13 protein-coding genes and 1 pseudogene are annotated in these 16,106 nt (G+C 40.7%); all 14 read left to right on the top strand.

The features are described from left to right. Positions 1-133 precede the first annotated feature (133 nt). The gene (locus AC0VYE_RS12535; RefSeq protein ID WP_475448318.1) at positions 134-1,054 is read left to right on the top strand and encodes an ABC transporter permease; all 921 of its coding nucleotides are present in this window, start codon (positions 134-136) and stop codon (positions 1,052-1,054) included. Between the two features lie 10 nt (positions 1,055-1,064). Then, positions 1,065-1,925, top strand: coding sequence for a carbohydrate ABC transporter permease (locus tag AC0VYE_RS12540; RefSeq protein WP_475448320.1), 861 nt, complete (start codon positions 1,065-1,067; stop codon positions 1,923-1,925). Between the two features lie 58 nt (positions 1,926-1,983). Then, positions 1,984-3,606 (top strand): extracellular solute-binding protein, encoded by a 1,623-nt coding sequence (locus AC0VYE_RS12545; RefSeq protein WP_475448321.1) that lies wholly within the window; start codon positions 1,984-1,986, stop codon positions 3,604-3,606. 126 nt (positions 3,607-3,732) lie between these two features. Then, complete coding sequence (locus AC0VYE_RS12550; protein WP_475448323.1) at positions 3,733-5,682, top strand: alginate lyase family protein; 1,950 nt, start codon at positions 3,733-3,735, stop codon at positions 5,680-5,682. A 47-nt stretch (positions 5,683-5,729) separates the two neighbouring features. After that, positions 5,730-6,869, top strand: a complete 1,140-nt coding sequence (locus AC0VYE_RS12555) for a glycoside hydrolase family 88 protein (protein WP_475448325.1) — start codon at positions 5,730-5,732, stop codon at positions 6,867-6,869. A gap of 1,103 nt (positions 6,870-7,972) precedes the next feature. Further along, the gene (locus tag AC0VYE_RS12560; RefSeq protein ID WP_475448327.1) at positions 7,973-8,461 is read left to right on the top strand and encodes a GNAT family N-acetyltransferase; all 489 of its coding nucleotides are present in this window, start codon (positions 7,973-7,975) and stop codon (positions 8,459-8,461) included. Between the two features lie 38 nt (positions 8,462-8,499). Next, positions 8,500-8,658 (top strand): hypothetical protein, encoded by a 159-nt coding sequence (locus AC0VYE_RS12565; RefSeq protein ID WP_475448329.1) that lies wholly within the window; start codon positions 8,500-8,502, stop codon positions 8,656-8,658. A gap of 196 nt (positions 8,659-8,854) precedes the next feature. After that, positions 8,855-9,718, top strand: a complete 864-nt coding sequence (locus AC0VYE_RS12570; RefSeq protein WP_475449552.1) for an AraC family transcriptional regulator — start codon at positions 8,855-8,857, stop codon at positions 9,716-9,718. A 650-nt stretch (positions 9,719-10,368) separates the two neighbouring features. Further along, positions 10,369-11,265: pseudogene (locus AC0VYE_RS12575) on the top strand (RCC1 domain-containing protein). 127 nt (positions 11,266-11,392) lie between these two features. Further along, positions 11,393-11,965, top strand: a complete 573-nt coding sequence (locus AC0VYE_RS12580) for a YdcF family protein (protein WP_475448331.1) — start codon at positions 11,393-11,395, stop codon at positions 11,963-11,965. Between the two features lie 393 nt (positions 11,966-12,358). Further along, positions 12,359-12,481: a hypothetical protein gene (locus tag AC0VYE_RS12585; protein ID WP_475448333.1), complete on the top strand. Its 123-nt coding sequence runs from the start codon at positions 12,359-12,361 to the stop codon at positions 12,479-12,481. A 1,044-nt stretch (positions 12,482-13,525) separates the two neighbouring features. Next, positions 13,526-13,954, top strand: a complete 429-nt coding sequence (locus tag AC0VYE_RS12590) for a hypothetical protein (RefSeq protein ID WP_179089905.1) — start codon at positions 13,526-13,528, stop codon at positions 13,952-13,954. Between the two features lie 282 nt (positions 13,955-14,236). Then, positions 14,237-14,896 carry a hypothetical protein gene (locus AC0VYE_RS12595; RefSeq protein WP_475448335.1) on the top strand — a complete coding sequence of 220 codons (660 nt, stop codon included), beginning with the start codon at positions 14,237-14,239 and terminating at the stop codon, positions 14,894-14,896. Between the two features lie 222 nt (positions 14,897-15,118). Beyond that, positions 15,119-15,571 carry an oxidoreductase gene (locus AC0VYE_RS12600; protein ID WP_475448338.1) on the top strand — a complete coding sequence of 151 codons (453 nt, stop codon included), beginning with the start codon at positions 15,119-15,121 and terminating at the stop codon, positions 15,569-15,571. Positions 15,572-16,106: the final 535 nt, after the last annotated feature.

Below are 16,106 nucleotides of genomic sequence, written 5' to 3' on the forward strand. Positions count from 1 at the left end.
ATGCTAGATGAAATAATGGCGATAGACAGCGCTTTCATTTGTATCTATAGTTTGAATTGCAACGCTGACCTTTCAAATGGGAGCGCTCCTAAGGAAATCAGCTAAACATCATTGCGAGAGGAGAAGAGGATTCGTGCTGCTTAACTTTAAACAAATAAAAGCCAACCTGGTCAGGGACCGTTACCTTTATCTGCTCCTGATTCCGTTCCTGGCTTGGTATATCATTTTTGCATATAAGCCGATGTATGGCTTGCAAATCGCCTTTAAGGATTTCAGTGTATATAAAGGAATCGAAGCGAGTCCTTGGGTTGGGTTTGAACACTTCGAGACGTTCTTTAAAAGTCCGTATTTTTGGCGGCTATTAAAAAACACCGTATTGCTCAGTTTTTATCAATTGCTGTTCGCGTTTCCTGTGCCGATTATCCTCGCTTTGTTACTAAACGAATTGAAGAGCGGGATTTTCAAAGCAACGGTGCAGACTTTTACGTATTTGCCCCATTTTATTTCGGTCGTTGTCGTAGCTGGGATTGTTACCAACTTTTTGGCTCCTAGCAACGGTATTATCAATATCCTGATTGAGATGGTAGGGGGCGAAAAGCAATACTTTCTGACCAATCCCGATTATTTCCGTACAATTTTTATCGGTTCCATGGATATTTGGAAGGAAGCGGGATTTGGTACCATCATCTATTTAGCCGCTTTGTCTGGTGTCAATCCTGCCCTGTACGAAGCAGCGGTTATCGATGGAGCTAATAGATGGAAGCAAACATGGCACATCACGCTTCCCGCCATCATTCCGACGATCGCAATCATGCTTGTCATGAAGGTGGGTTCCATGCTGGAAGTTGGATATGAAGCAATCATTCTTCTATATCAGCCGGCCACCTATGAGGCAGCCGACGTTATTAACACCTACGTTTACCGTTCCGGTCTTCAGGATGCACGTTACGACCTGGCAACAGCGGTGGGACTGTTCAATGCCGTCGTTGGATTTATTCTCGTCGTATTTGCCAACAAGATGAGCAAGAAGTTAACGGAGACTGGATTATGGTAGGTGATGGAAGATGAAAAAAACCAGAGGCGAAAAGCTGTTTTATATTTTTAATTGTGTATTTCTTGGAATTATAGCATTGCTTGCGTTGTACCCTTTTGTCTATGTCTTATCTGCATCTATGAGCTCCTCCCAATCGGTCGTTACAGGCAAGGTAATCTTGCTGCCGCACGATATTAACTTTGACTCTTATGCAAAGGTACTATCGGAAAAGGGAATTTGGATTGCCTATTTAAACACGTTTTATTACACCATATTCGGTGTAATCGTCAATTTAATTCTCACCATTTGTGGTGCCTATGCCTTGTCCAAGAAACGGGTTATGGGGCGCACAGCCATCAGCTTCTTTATCGCGTTGACGATGTGGTTTCAACCAGGTATGATTCCGACCTATCTTAATTTCCGAGATTTGAACATGCTCGACAGTAGATTTACGATTATTATCGGTTTCGCGATTACGACTTTCTATGTCTTCCTCATGAGAACGTTCTTCCAGAGCATTCCGGAGGAACTCGAGGAAGCGGCAAAGGTTGACGGTGCAAATGATCTTACGATCTTATGGAAAGTGTATCTGCCGCTGTCCAAAGCTTCGCTTGTGACAATCGGATTGTTCTATGCGGTGCACCGTTGGAACGGCTATTTCTGGACGATGATCCTCCTCAGCGACGAGAGCAAGGTACCGCTGCAAGTGCTGCTAAAGAAACTCATCGTAGAGATGAACGTGAGCGACGAGATGGGCAATATGGCGGTATATTCAAAGGAAACAATTATTTATGCAACTATCATCGTCTCCATTATTCCAATTGTTGCAGCCTATCCCTTCATTCAGAAATACTTTGTCAAAGGCACCATGATCGGCTCCGTCAAAGGCTAGTAGCTGCTTCAATCTTTTTATTATGAATTCAAGAAACCAATATTGGGAGGTCATAAATGTGGGTAACAAAAAAAGGATAAAAGCATCTGCATTAATCATGGTGACAGTCGGTATGCTGCTAGCGGGCTGTAGCAACAATAATGAGCCGCAAAATAGTGGAAGTTCGGCGGTTGATTCAAAGGAAACGGATACAAAGCAGCTATCTGGGCAACTGATCGCAAAAGACCCGCTTGAGCTGACGATCCATATGCATTACTCAGACAAGTTTATTTTCGACGATAATTGGCCTATCTTCAAAGAAGCGGCAGCGATGACCAATATTAAGTTGAAAGGAACGGCATCTAAAGCCTCAACGAATAGTAAAGAACTGTTCAATACAATGATGGCTTCCGGGAAAATTCCCGATCTGGTTCATCATCAAATTAAGGAGCAGTACGACAGCCTTGGGGTTGAAGGAGCCTTTCTTGAGCTAGATGGACTGATTGAAGAACATGCTCCGAACATTAAAAAGTTCTTTTCTGAACATCCTGATGCAGCCAAATATATGAAAGCCTATAACGGCAAAACGTATTTCCTTAACTTTACTCCGGATGGACCGGCTGCCAGGGGCTGGTTTGTACGCCAGGATTGGCTGGAAAAACTGGGACTTGAGCAACCCAAAACGGTAGATGAGCTGTATGCACTATTGAAAGCATTCAAAGAAAAGGATCCGAACGGCAACGGAGCAAAGGATGAAATTCCATATTTCAGCAGGTCGAAGCTAGATGGAATTTACGACCTGCTCATCCAGTGGGGTGTGCAGGGCGGGGCCGATGCGGCCAAACGTGGATTTTACGCGGACAACGGTGTCGTCAAGTACGGCATGTATGAGCCAGGATATAAGACGGCAATCGAGAATATTGCGAAGTGGTACAAGGAAGGCTTAATTGATAAAGAAATTTTCACCCGCGGAGCGAAAGCGCGTGACATTTTGCTCGGAGACAATGTCGGCGGCATGACGCACGATTGGTTCGCCAGCACGGCTAATTTCAATGATATTCTTGCGTCTAAGATTCCTAGCTTCTCCTTTGTTCCGATGACGCCCCCAGTGAATACCGAGGGCAAAGTCGTCGAAGAGAGTTCCCGTAAAGGGACGCATGCGAGCGGATGGGGAATCTCAGCGAGTACCAAGCATCCCGTCGAAGCGATCAAATATATGGATTTCTGGTTCTCCGAGGAGGGTCGGAGACTGATGAACTTTGGCATCGAAGGAAAGGACTATGACCTCGTGGACGGCAAGCCGAAGTTTAAAGACTCCGTATTGAAAAATAAAGAAAAGACAGTTATTCAACAGCTTCAGGAAGAGGGAGCTCAGATCGAGCTGGCCTTCCATCAAGACTATGCTTACGAAGAACAATGGACAAACGCGACTGCGTTGAAAGGTATCAAGGAATACATTGACAATGGTTATATTATGCAGGCCTACCCACCGATCTCATATACGGATGAGGAACGGACCAAATTTGAGGAGCTGAATGCGGGCGTATTGACCTATGTCGAGGAAAAGCTGCAGAGATGGGTGCTCGGCGTAGAACCGATCAACGATGAGACATTCAGCAAGTATATTAAGGAGTTGGAAGACTTAGGCATCAAGCAATTGCTTGAACTAGAGCAAGTTGCATACGACCGTTACATGAAATAGTTGGAATCCCTCCCTCCGGAGCCGTGATGATTTTGGGGGGAGTATTCCCTCTGGATTGTAAAGGTTATCGAAAATGTGATAGAGAACTTCGTAACGAAACAAAAATTATTTATTGGAGATGAAGAAATGAATCTGCAATCATTGTTGATTGAACCGATAAGTACAACAGAGCTGCTAGCTAACTTGCGTTCGAGGCTAGAGCCGATGGAAGATAAAGCCGCCTATATAGCAGCCCATATGCCTGATCATGTGCGCGAGACGATCGCGAATGCAGAACTCGCTTATCAAGGGATGATCATGCTTCCAGGTACGGGGGGAGTAAGAGAGTTTGTAGGGAACCCGCCTAACTGGCTGGAGCGCAGACATAATGATAATGAATATTTATGGCAGCTGAATCGCATGACTCATTGGCAGGACTTGCTGGAAGCCTATTCTCTCACTAAGGATGTGAAGTACGGTCATAAGGTCATCGATGAAATGATGAACTGGATCGAGTTAGTCACTATTCCCGAGGACTTACTCGATAAGCCAATTGACTATTTTACGGAATGCCATCCGCTGAGGGTTTTGGAGATTGGTATTCGAGCCTACAAAATTTGGCCGCTTATCCTGGAGCATCTAGGTCATTCGGAGCTGTTTACGGAGGCAGTGTTGGAGGAGTATTTAATAGTCATTTACAAGCAAATAAAAGCTCTGCGCAACGTGTCGCCTCAGCTGTGGCCTAAAGCGGACCATAATCATTATTTAATGGAGTGTTTGGGTCTTCTGACGACGGCCCTATATTTTCCCGAGCTGAAAGAAGCGGAAGAATGGAAGGCTTTTGCGATCGATGGCATCGAAAAGTGCAGCATAGCGCAGTTGACGGAGGACGGCGGTCAAATCGAGGGTTGCCCATCGTACCATAATGGCTGCATGTTCTGGTTCGGGCTGGCTGTGGTTCTGGCTAAACGTTTCCATTTTCAGTTCTCACCAGCGTACATGGAGCGGTTTAGAAAAAATTTGGATTACTCGATCTACTCGTTAAGACCGACCGGGAAATGTGTGCCTGTCGGCGATTCCTATGCGAATCCCCTAGCTGTAATGTCCGGCGTCTATGGGTATTTTGCATTGGAGGATGTATCCTGGCTCGGACTTGCAACAAATTTGATTGATGTGAACGAGGTGGTACGGGAAGCAAGCAAGCATGTATGGAGGGCGCTCGATGTCAGCAAATTCGTGGAAGAGCTTTACTCCCTGCAGGGCAGACAGTTTGTACTAGATAAGCCGACGACATTTTGGAATCGAACGTTGCATCAAGCGATTATCCGCAGCGGCTGGGATTCAAAGGCTCTCAGTTTTTTGTTTACATGTAAAAGCCCTGTTCAGAATGCCCATGCCCACATTGATTTGATGAGCTTTGATTTTACTGCGCTCGGAAAAGACATGATTTGCGATCCCGGATTTTTTTGTTATCGAGATGATGAGGACCGCAAGCAGTTCAAGAGTTCAAATTATCACTCTACGCTGCTAATCGACGAGCGAGATCATTTCGAGTATATTCGCTCCTTTCAATACGGACCGCAAAAACCCGGCGGAATCTACAATGTAGAGGATAGAGGTTTCTACCGGCTCGCCAGCGCCTGCCATACAAATTACGAACCGGTGATTCATCACCGGCATATTTCACTGGTCGATAATCGGTTCGTTCTTATTGCGGACCTTGTGGAAGGGCTGAATGACCATAGCGTTCAGCGCTATTTCCATCTGGATTTTGTCGAGGTGAAGGAGAACCTGGGCGGCGTGATTGCGACAAGCGAAATTGCGAATCTGGCGATTGCGACAAGCCATATAGGGGAATTGGATTTTCTACAAGGAAGGTTGTCTGATGAGACCGATCTCTCAAGGCCTTCGACAAGGGTACGCTTCCAAGATAGATTCAGCGGTACGGTTACTTTCTTGACGGTGCTTATTCCTTTTCAAGGGGGGCAGCAGCCTGCCGTTCAGATTGTTAAAACAGCGGATGGTGTATTTAACTTCGAGCTTGAAGAGCGATACTTTGTTTCGATACACGAAAGAGATATGCACATATCCAAATAGGCTTGCAATGGCGAAACCCGTAGAAAGATAAGAATAGGAGTGAAAAGATGTTGAACCTACAGACTGACGATCAAATTTGGGTTGAAAATGTTATTTCCAAAATAACAGCCAAAATGGGCGCGGTAAGTGAAAGATCAAGCAGCAAAATTCCATATACCACAAGTAACGGTGAGCACGATAACCAGATCGAGAAAGATATCAACTGGTGGACGAATGGATTCTGGGGCGGCATGATGTGGCTTATGTACCATGAAACCGGGACTCAGAAGTACAAGGAAATCGCCAATTTCACGGAAGATGCTCTGGATGCTTGTCTCCATCAATTCTACGGTCTGCACCATGATGTCGGTTTTATGTGGCTGCCTACGAGTGTGGCCAATTATAAAGTTACCGGAAATCTGGAATCCCGCAAGAGGGCGATGCATGCTGCCAACTTGCTTGCCGGACGATTAAACTTGGTGGGCGGGTTTATCCGCGCTTGGAACGATGATACAACCAGCGAAGATACGAGAGGATGGGCGATCGTGGATTGCATGATGAATCTTCCTCTTCTGTATTGGGCGAGTGAAGAGACCAAAGATCCGCGATATGCTCAAATCGCGATGAAGCACGCTGACACCGCTCTCGATGCTTTTATTAGGCCGGACGGTTCCGTGAATCATATCGTGGAGTTCGACCCATTCAAAGGAAGCGTTGTCCGAACTTATGGCGGTCAAGGATTTGAGGAAGGCTCGTCCTGGACTCGTGGGCAGACGTGGGCTTTGTACGGCTTTATGATCAGTTATAAGCATACAGGGAAGCAGGAATATTTGCAGGCAGCCAAACGCGTGGCGCATTATTTTATGGCAAATATTCCGGGTAACGGCATTATTCCGATCGATTTCCGTCAACCGAACGAGCCCGCTTACGAAGATTCCACGGCAGCGGCAATCGCGGCTTGCGGACTGATTGAAATCGCCAAAGCAGTTGGCGAGTACGAAAAGGAAGTCTATCTGAAGGCCGCACTGAAATTGTTGAAAACGTTGGATGGTTCTCGCTGCGACTGGATGACGGATTCCGACCATCTGCTGATCAATGGTTCAGCGGCGTATCATCATCATGACAATCATATTTCAATCATTTATGGCGACTATTATTTCATGGAAGCGGTTTTCAAGCTAAAAGGGAACGAGTTGTTTTTGTGGTAGTAAAACGATGAGTACCAACGAGAATATCAACCTTGCCAATAAATTGTACTAAGAAAGTTGAAATGCTAGATCTGCTGGATAGCTTGAAATATCGCGGGAGCAGGAGATTGTGCGTTCACTGCGGTTTCGGGAAACGGTAGAGATACTTAAGGATAAACGGAATAAGAAGATATTTTAATAGGGTTGGGCCTCTCTGCAGGGTGATGCGGGGAGGCTTTTCTTTTTGCCTGCTGATGTTGTCAGACTAACGGGCAGTTTCGGTTTAGCGTAGAAATGGCTAAATCGAAAACATGAAATAGAACACCTGAAAGTTACACTTTTTGAATAAAAGTAAATGAAATATAATGTCCTAGCAGCTTCCTAAATGAAATAAATGCTGAAATTGGGATTTGAGGACAGAATGGACATTTACGATTTTATATTGAAGAAAGAATAAAAATGATAGCAAGACACTGTTAGCCGAAAATTTCGAGTTTACTTGGGTGACGGAAGATGATAAGACATTAAATATTACCTTTCCTAATTGATTTATTTGTGAAAAGTAATTCTGCATTTTTTCGAAATCCTCAGGAAATCGCTTATGTTAACGGGGATCGATAGTTGATTAACATATGGATGAGTAGGCTCTATTAACGGAAAACATATAATTATCAAGAGGTGATTAGAATTTGTGGAAGTATATTGAACCGAGTTATTACATCACGTTAGAAAGCTGTTTAAAGGAATCATGTGATGGAGAGAAAATACTTGAGGAAATAGTTAACGACCATTTGCAGAAGAGTAAAGGGTTCAAAAGTGAAGAATGTAAATGGCTGGTTATTGATACATATCAGTTATCGTGGAACTGGAATGAGTATATGAGATTCAGAAGAAAAAAAGGGAATTTCGAAAAGGAAGGGCTCATAATAGACGAATCCTATTGATAAATTGTTATAAGTCTTTTAACAAATGGAACATGATAGTTGTGCAACGCTAGAGCGGATTGCTATGGTAGTTGCTCTCTTCTTCATTAAGCTACGTGCAGGATACTTGAATTTGAATCATTTGGCGAATAGTATTAGAATTAAAAAATTAAAATTACTTAGATATTGGAGAATGTAACAATGCAAATTCGTGAAATTGAAGAAAAGGACAATCAAACCATAGAGCGAATTATTAGAAGCTCATTGGAATCATTTAACCTAAACATACCGGGAACAGCATATTTTGACCCTCAACTCAGCAATCTGGCACAATATTACAAGGAACAACCAAATTCAAAGTACTGGGTTGTAGTGAATGAACAAAACGAAGTGGTAGGCGGTGTGGGGATCGCACCTTTTGGGCAGGAATTGGGAATTTGTGAGTTGCAAAAGCTATACATTACACCCGAAGCTCAAGGCAGGGGTCTGTCAAATGATCTTATGAAAGTAGCGCTCGACTTCGCCAAGGAATACTATACACATTGTTACTTAGAAACATTGAAGAAACTTCAAGCAGCAAATCTCCTCTACATTAAATTAGGTTTCCAACAACTTGAAAGACCATTAGATGGTTCAGAGCATAATGCTACAGACGCTTGGTTTATAAAAGAGTTATCAATTATGGATTAGTCCAATTGTCCATTTTTACTGTCAATAAGGGCGATAAAATGGATGTACAAAAAGCAGTATGTAAAAAGTATGAGGCTGATTTTCTTACATCTCACAATGATTTAAAGTTAGGTGTTGCATTTAATGTTAAAGAATTAAAAACAATGAGTAGCCTGCCGCAGCAACTGCTCATTGTTTTTTTTGTTACTCTACGGTAAGTTTTCCATGTACTCAATCCTACGAATTTGCCATTCAATTTCAACGAGACAACAAAGGAGCAAGGGGCCTTCCTACTAGACTTGTCTTCTGTTCACTGAGCTGAGAGTGAACCTACAGTATTGTGCAGTAAATGTCGGGAAGGGAATGACCTTCTCTGCTATGCTTTGAGTAACGAGGGGAGGCGATATTGTGGATATGCTGGCGAAACTGAACAAAGCTTTAAGCTATATTGAGGAGAATCTTACTGATCATGTGGACTATCAGGAGGCAGCGAAAATTGCCTGCTGTTCAGAATATCATTTTACACGAATGTTCTCATTTCTTGCAGGCATTACTCTGTCGGAATACATTCGCCGAAGACGCCTAACTTTGGCAGCACTCGAGCTAAGCCACAGTGACATCAAGATCATCGATGCTGCGATGAAATACGGATATACTTCTCCGGATTCCTTTGCTAGGGCTTTCCAAAGCATGCATGGGATTAATCCCTCGGAAGCCCGAATCCATGGACAGTCCCTCAAAGCCTTCCCGCGGATGACGTTTCAACTGACTATCAAAGGAGGAAGTGAAATGAATTACCGTATTGAAGACAAAGAGGCTTTTCACATTGTGGGAATCAAAAAAAGAGTGCCAATCGTATTTCATGGGGTGAATCCGGAGATTGCAGCGATGTTTGAAGGACTCACCCCAGAAATGATTGATAAGATTAAGAGTTTTTCGAATGTTCAACCTTCAGGACTAATCAGTGCTTCCACGAATTTTAGTGAAGGGCGGTTTGAGGAGAAAGGAGAGCTCGATCATTACATTGGGGCAGCCACAACGAAAGATGGGGATGGCTTAGCTCAGTTGGAGGTACAAGCCTCTGGATGGGCTGTATTCACAGTTGTCGGACCATTTCCGAGTGCACTTCAAGAGACCTGGGGACGTATTTATTCCGAATGGTTTCCATCTGAGGAATATGAGCTGAACAATGGACCGGAAATGCTCTGGCATGAGCACCAAGATGTAGCATCACCGCAATTTAAAAGTGAAATATGGATACCCATTATAAAGAAATAAGCAGCGGCAGCGTTTAATGAAGTAACGGAGAACTATAATTAAATGATAGACAGTGATGAGCAGGTACTACGGTAGCCTGCTCATTTCATTATTCTAAACGGGCAAGATAGTGGAATTATTCCTAAGGGAAAACGTAAGATATTAATATCATTTTTGTGGAAAAAGGGGTGATTTGGTGGTTTTTTTAGGAATATTTGCAGGTCTATTTTCGATTTTCTTCTTATTTTTATTAATTTTTGGTCTTATACAATGCAAGAAAAATCACTTCATTGCAGGCTTTTACTTCTTTCTTATTATTTTATTATTGAAGATCTATGATTTTATTGCACCTTTTACAATAGGTCGACTCATTAATTCTTATGATGCGAACCGTACTACACTACCGCTTGGAATGACATTTGGAGAGATGATCACATTACTGAGTATCATCCCTAGAATCATAGAAGTTATTGCTTTTATCTTTCTAGTTGTCGGACTGTATCGAGTATGGAAAACTAAGACATTAAAGCTATGAATCTGAGATAAGTGATTGTGCTAATGGGTAGGATCGTTTATTGATTGTGCAAAATGTTTAAAATGTTAGGTGTTTACGAAGTTCGCAAAGAGCATGACCTGATTATAAAATAAGTCTTGTTTCAAGGAGAGAAAACATGGATTACAGTTCACCATTTGAAGCGGCGTTAAAGGTGAAACGATGGCCTATAGATACCATAGCGACGGGTCGTCGTCATACCGTTGGTCTTAAATCGGACGGAACGGTGACAGCAGTGGGTGATAACAAATATGGCCAATGTGATGTAAGCGGCTGGAGTGATATTGTGGCGGTTGCGGCAGGAAACGTTCATATGGCAAAGAACACGGGTAATGCGCATACAATCGGGCTTAAATCTGATGGCACGGTGACGGCTGTAGGTTGGAATAAGCATGACCAATGCAATGTAGATGGCTGGAGCGATATTGTAGCGGTTGCGGCGGGATGGCGTTGTACCGTTGGGCTTAGATCTGACGGCACGGTGGTGGCTGTAGGTTGAAATAATGAAGGCCAATGCAATGTAACCGGCTGGTGTGATATGGTGGGTGTATCGGCGGGTGACTGGCATACCGTCGGGCTTAAATCTGACGGTACGGTAATGATTGTGGGTAATAATCAGTATGGCCAATGTAATGCAAGCGACTGGCACGACATAGTGGCGGCAGCGGCGGGTTACCTTCATACCGTTGGGCTTAAATCGGACGGCACAGTAACGGCTGTGGGTAGGAATAAGCATGACCAATGTAATGTAAGCAGCTGGAGCAGTATTGTGGCGATAGCAGCGGGAAGTAATCATACAATCGGGCTTAAATCTAACGGCACGGTGGTCGCTTTGGGTAGTAATGAACACGGCCAATGCAATGTAAGTGGCTGGCGCGATATTGTGGCGATAGCAGCAGGCTGCGCTCATACGCTCGGTCTTAAATCGGACGGCACGGTGGTTGCTGTGGGTGATAATGAATATGGCCAATGCGATGTAAGTAGCTGGCGTGGCATTCAGCTGCCGGGCAATTAGTTTCAATTATGATAATATATATAGAGTTTTAAGTCGGTGGGACGTCTGCGTGGAATGTTTTATGCACCCATGTGTGATAAAATTTGGGTATGATTATGGAGAAATATGAGAGAATGCAGGTGAGAGATTGAACTATATTTTCATTAAACGATTTGGAATATTAGTAGCAAGTCTTTGCATCTGGTTTATCATTCACACTACTTTCGTGATAATAGATGGGTTGAATGATGAATTGAAACCAGTTGACGCAGCTGTAGTATTAGGAAATAAAGTAGAAGTTAATGGACAGCCTTCTGAGCGGTTAAAAGCAAGATTAGATAAGTCCGTAGAGCTTTATAAAAGGGGCTACTTTACTTTTATCATTGTAAGTGGCGGTATTGGTAAGGAAGGTTTCGATGAAGCAAAGGTTATGAAATCTTACTTAATAGATAAAGGGTTACCGGAAGATAAAATTATAGAGGATAATAATGGGTACAACTCATATATGACAGCCCAAAATACGAGCAAGATTATGGATGAATTAGAATTAGACTCTGTTATGGTTATTACTCAATATTTTCATGTATCTAGAACAAAATTAGCGTTTAGAAAAATGGATATTAAAGAAGTGTACTCAGCTCATGCCAAAGTCTTTGAGTTTAGAGATATTTACTCCTTAATACGAGAATTCCCAGCATATTATAAGTATCTCTTAAAATAATGAAATAAATAAAATGATAACCTTACCTGCATTCAAGTAGGACGGAATTAGCTTCACAACTCTTTAACTAACGGCGACCGATAGTTCAACGGACCAAAGAGCAGTTAGCCAATGGCAGCTGCTCCTTTCACGTTAAGCTGACTGGTAGTTTAGCGTGGACAAAGTCAATCATGGGTAGCCTTTTCTTTATCTCACCTATGAGTAGTAATGATGAACAAATTTTTAGAAAGAGTATAAATAATTAGAGAATAAAAGGTGGATGAATTTGAACCAAAAAAATATAAGAAATACTTTTAAATTCAACGAAGACGATATTTTAGAAATTTTAACATTTTAACTGAATATCTTGCAGAAGAAAGTGGTTTTGAGACATTTCAATCAAGAGCAATCCTTTTGGGTACGCAAGGAAAAGGCTTGAGGTTAATTTCAGTTATTGGTGATTTAGAAGACGATGATATTTCAAAATTAGAGTTAGAGGATATCGATAATAAAACAGTATTTAATGGTACGCATTGATTTTATAAAAAAACTTGTTCTTTGATAAACTAACGGAACACGATAGTTGAATAACAGACATTGAAGAGCAGGTACTACGGTATCCTGCTCTTAAGGATACTGGAACAATAGCGAAGAATTAAAATGGAAACGAGACTGTGAGGTGTCTTCAATAGAAAAGTGTTTTGAAGTTAACAAAATAATGAATGGATTTCGTATTCCTTGGGCTATAGCTATGGTCGATCAATCTCTATCAAGATAAAGTAACTCAAGATCACATTGACATTAGAATCGCTAACTTAAGAGACAAGCAATTAGCTATTTGAGAATATCTGACTAGTTGGATTTTTTATGAAGCAAACTGGAGAATAAACAAAAAAGATGATTATTAATTGAAAGGGATTATAATTAATATTTGGAAAATGATACTTATTGTTTTACTTGTTGATTTAATTGTTGCTTTAAGATTAGGGATTTTTTCGAGTTTTAAAAGAAAGGGAGTTATTATTTCTCTGATTTTAGTGAATTTTATTATGTTAATAGGATATATATTTTATAAGATTGATTAATTTCCTACATGCAGTCGAGAGGGACATACTCCTGCATTATATCTTGATAAGAACGCGATAAAGTTCGTCTCGAATATTGAAGCTGAGTTTGATATAGATTTGTATGCTAACCCCTAAAAAGATAAGCCTGAATAATCCTATTTAATTTCTAATGAAAAAACCAACGGTTAGCGACAGCCCCATGAACATAAGAAAAATTGGCCCGAAATAATGGCAGTCGTTTTCTCAACTAAAGGGCAGGATCGTTTAATCGCTTCAAGAGAACTTCAAGTACGGAGAATTTATGAAGTTCGAAAAAGAGACGTTAATAGATAATTCTAATGCAATAAGAAGGTGAAATGCTATTTATCAGATATTTCAAAAGGAGTTTAAAGAAGCAATTTTTGAAGATGATGTCTATTTTCGTCCAGTTATGACTAGAGAAATTGATGAAGATCTTATTATTGAGTTCCATGTTTTTTTATATTTTACCGGATCTATCGTTCAAAAGTGGGAAGTGGAATTTAAACAAGTTAGAGATTATAAAATTACTTTAGATTTTTTTGAAGATATAGAAATTGAAACAAATCATCCTTTATTACTTGATTATCTTGAACCAACTCATGAGTTATATTTCAAAGGCAAATCAAATGAAGTGTTTAAGGTTATTGGGGAACTACTAACTGAACATCAGAAGGCAACAGACAAATGGATAGAATTTCAGCACTTTTTAATCGGGGATCTAGAATGGCTATTAATGCAAGGACAAGGGCTTCTGGCTAAAGGTCCAAAATCAATTATTACGGTGTATGAGAAAGTATTAAAGAATAATAGACTTAATACATCTGTCCTTAAGTTTGATCTTAAACTTGAAGAATCTATAGTAACCATCTTAGGAAAGTCTTTTATCATATGTAGGGAAGTAGAATTCAAGAGGATTTTGTAGTTTTATTGTAGAGACCAGAATCTTCTTATAAACACTATATTCACGCTTCGGTATTTTTAGCCAATAGTCCCGCTTTGAGCTAACGGGACACGATAGTTCAATAATTAAAGGGTTGCCCTGAGTTAGCCCTTTGTTCAACTAACAGGCAGCATAGTTTAATCACTCACCACAAATAGGTTAAATAAAAGGAGATTAAAGTTTCTTCACGAAGAAGTAATGAAATACCACATCAAGCTAATATACAATTCCTGAATGATGAATGTGGAGAGGAATTATAACGAGATGGAAAAAACGATATGGACTAAAGAAAAACTTTGGCAAGGCAGTGTGCTAGCTTCTATTGCACATGCAATAAACATAGCACATTATCCTGAATTAGCTAATGAACAATCTTGGGATGGTTTCAATTACAATGTTCAAGATAGTTCTGGAACAAGAGGAACCATAACATTCCATTCTAACTATTTTGTTGCTGCATTTCGTAATGACCATAGCAAAAGATTATCCAACTACATAAATGCTCAAGACTATTTTAGAGATGCTCCATACGAAGTGAAGCAATTAGCTGCAAATGAAACTCTTCAATATCTGCTAGACGATGTCAATGGAAATGATGTCCCTTTGATAACTACTGCTGTTTGGGGAGTCGACGATATAATCTACTCGCAGGACGAAATGAAAGAGATAATTGCTCATGGTGGTTTTCTCTTAGATAGACAATCCTGTGACATTGAGGATGCTTTAATCACATGGAAAGAAGAATATGAAATGTCAGAGGGACAAACTAATTTATTAAGACAACTATTTCTGCGTAAGTTAAGTAATCCATCCGAAATCATTACTATGACAAAAGATGAAATTCAAATGATTGAATCCGTAGACGAGGCGGGACTAGAAGAAAGTAGAACTTCATTTGATGAAATTGGTATACAGTGGGAGTAGGCCGAGGAGTCTTAATGCTACTGTAGAGCTTTTATTGTCAGCATGCCTGAAACAACGGCGGGATTATAATGTTGGATTTAATCTTGGGCAATTGGGATAACATCTGATGAGATAGACAACCTTGACTCAACGAATGGGCAGGATACAATAAAGCACCAGGTCAAAAAAGAGTGTTATAATTTTGGGTGGAAATATTAGTTTGTCCAGTAAGTGGGGGGTAAAATGATAATAATAAATCAATTAGACACTAAACTATCAAGCCGATATGAGGAGCTTGACTCAAATCAAGATGGGAATAAAAATACTCAATTTGCTGACATTATTGTTGATGGCAAATCGATATACAATAGGCTCAGGAAATATAACATGGTCCCTGCATTAGGCTGGGGCACAAGTGATAATCAACGGCAAATGATTGATTATTTTCTTTTAAGGCAACCCCACGAATATTTGTACTATAGGTATCCCATTTTAGTTTGTCCTTTATGTGGAGATGAGGAATGTGGATTTATTTCAGTTAAGATTGATAAAGAGGGGGATATTGTCATCTGGAGAGATTTCATATTAGAAGGTGAGAATAAAAAAATAGACATAGGCCCTTTCTACTTTAATTGGGATAATTATTCCTCGGTAATTAACAATACTTATGGCCTTACGGACGATAATTCTAATTAATCATTGAACTAACGGGGAACAATAGTTCAACGGACCATAGAGCAGTTAGCCGGATGGCAGCTGCTCCTTTCTCGTTAAGCTAATTGGCAGGATAATTGAGTGGGAGCCGTTGAATTCATTGAAGAATTAAGGGGAAGTTTAGAGTGCGGTATTGGGCGTTCATATAAATCACAAGGGAGGAATCCTAATTTGAATCATCTACTAGGATTAAATCAATTGGTAAATAAAAATTATCATGAATTATTCCCAGGTGTTTTATGAAAAGCCTATAGAAATACTGAGTCTGTATATATTGAAGATGACTTATTTGTCTTTTTAAGACCAGCGATTAAAAACGGATATGAACCTTTCGAGAATTTTGATCGTTTTGAAATTTCAAAGGAATATTGGAATCAGATTAAAAGTGGACTTGTCTTAATAAGGTAATACTTACTTAATCAAAAAAAGACTGAACTAACAGAATACATACAACCATATTTTATGACACAAACAGAGAGCTTTTTAAATAGTTATTTAGAAAATAGGGTTTTAATTG

Source organism: Pristimantibacillus sp. Z349TD_6, from assembly GCF_056173205.1.

What these genes read in the sequence shown, in the direction of transcription:
- AC0VYE_RS12540 (WP_475448320.1), top strand. Translation starts at nt 1,065, where the DNA reads ATGAAAAAAACCAGAGGCGAAAAGCTGTTTTATATTTTTAATTGTGTA.
- AC0VYE_RS12550 (WP_475448323.1), top strand. Translation starts at nt 3,733, where the DNA reads ATGAATCTGCAATCATTGTTGATTGAACCGATAAGTACAACAGAGCTG.
- AC0VYE_RS12555 (WP_475448325.1), top strand. Translation starts at nt 5,730, where the DNA reads ATGTTGAACCTACAGACTGACGATCAAATTTGGGTTGAAAATGTTATT.
- AC0VYE_RS12560 (WP_475448327.1), top strand. Translation starts at nt 7,973, where the DNA reads ATGCAAATTCGTGAAATTGAAGAAAAGGACAATCAAACCATAGAGCGA.
- AC0VYE_RS12565 (WP_475448329.1), top strand. Translation starts at nt 8,500, where the DNA reads ATGGATGTACAAAAAGCAGTATGTAAAAAGTATGAGGCTGATTTTCTT.
- AC0VYE_RS12570 (WP_475449552.1), top strand. Translation starts at nt 8,855, where the DNA reads ATGCTGGCGAAACTGAACAAAGCTTTAAGCTATATTGAGGAGAATCTT.
- AC0VYE_RS12595 (WP_475448335.1), top strand. Translation starts at nt 14,237, where the DNA reads ATGGAAAAAACGATATGGACTAAAGAAAAACTTTGGCAAGGCAGTGTG.
- AC0VYE_RS12600 (WP_475448338.1), top strand. Translation starts at nt 15,119, where the DNA reads ATGATAATAATAAATCAATTAGACACTAAACTATCAAGCCGATATGAG.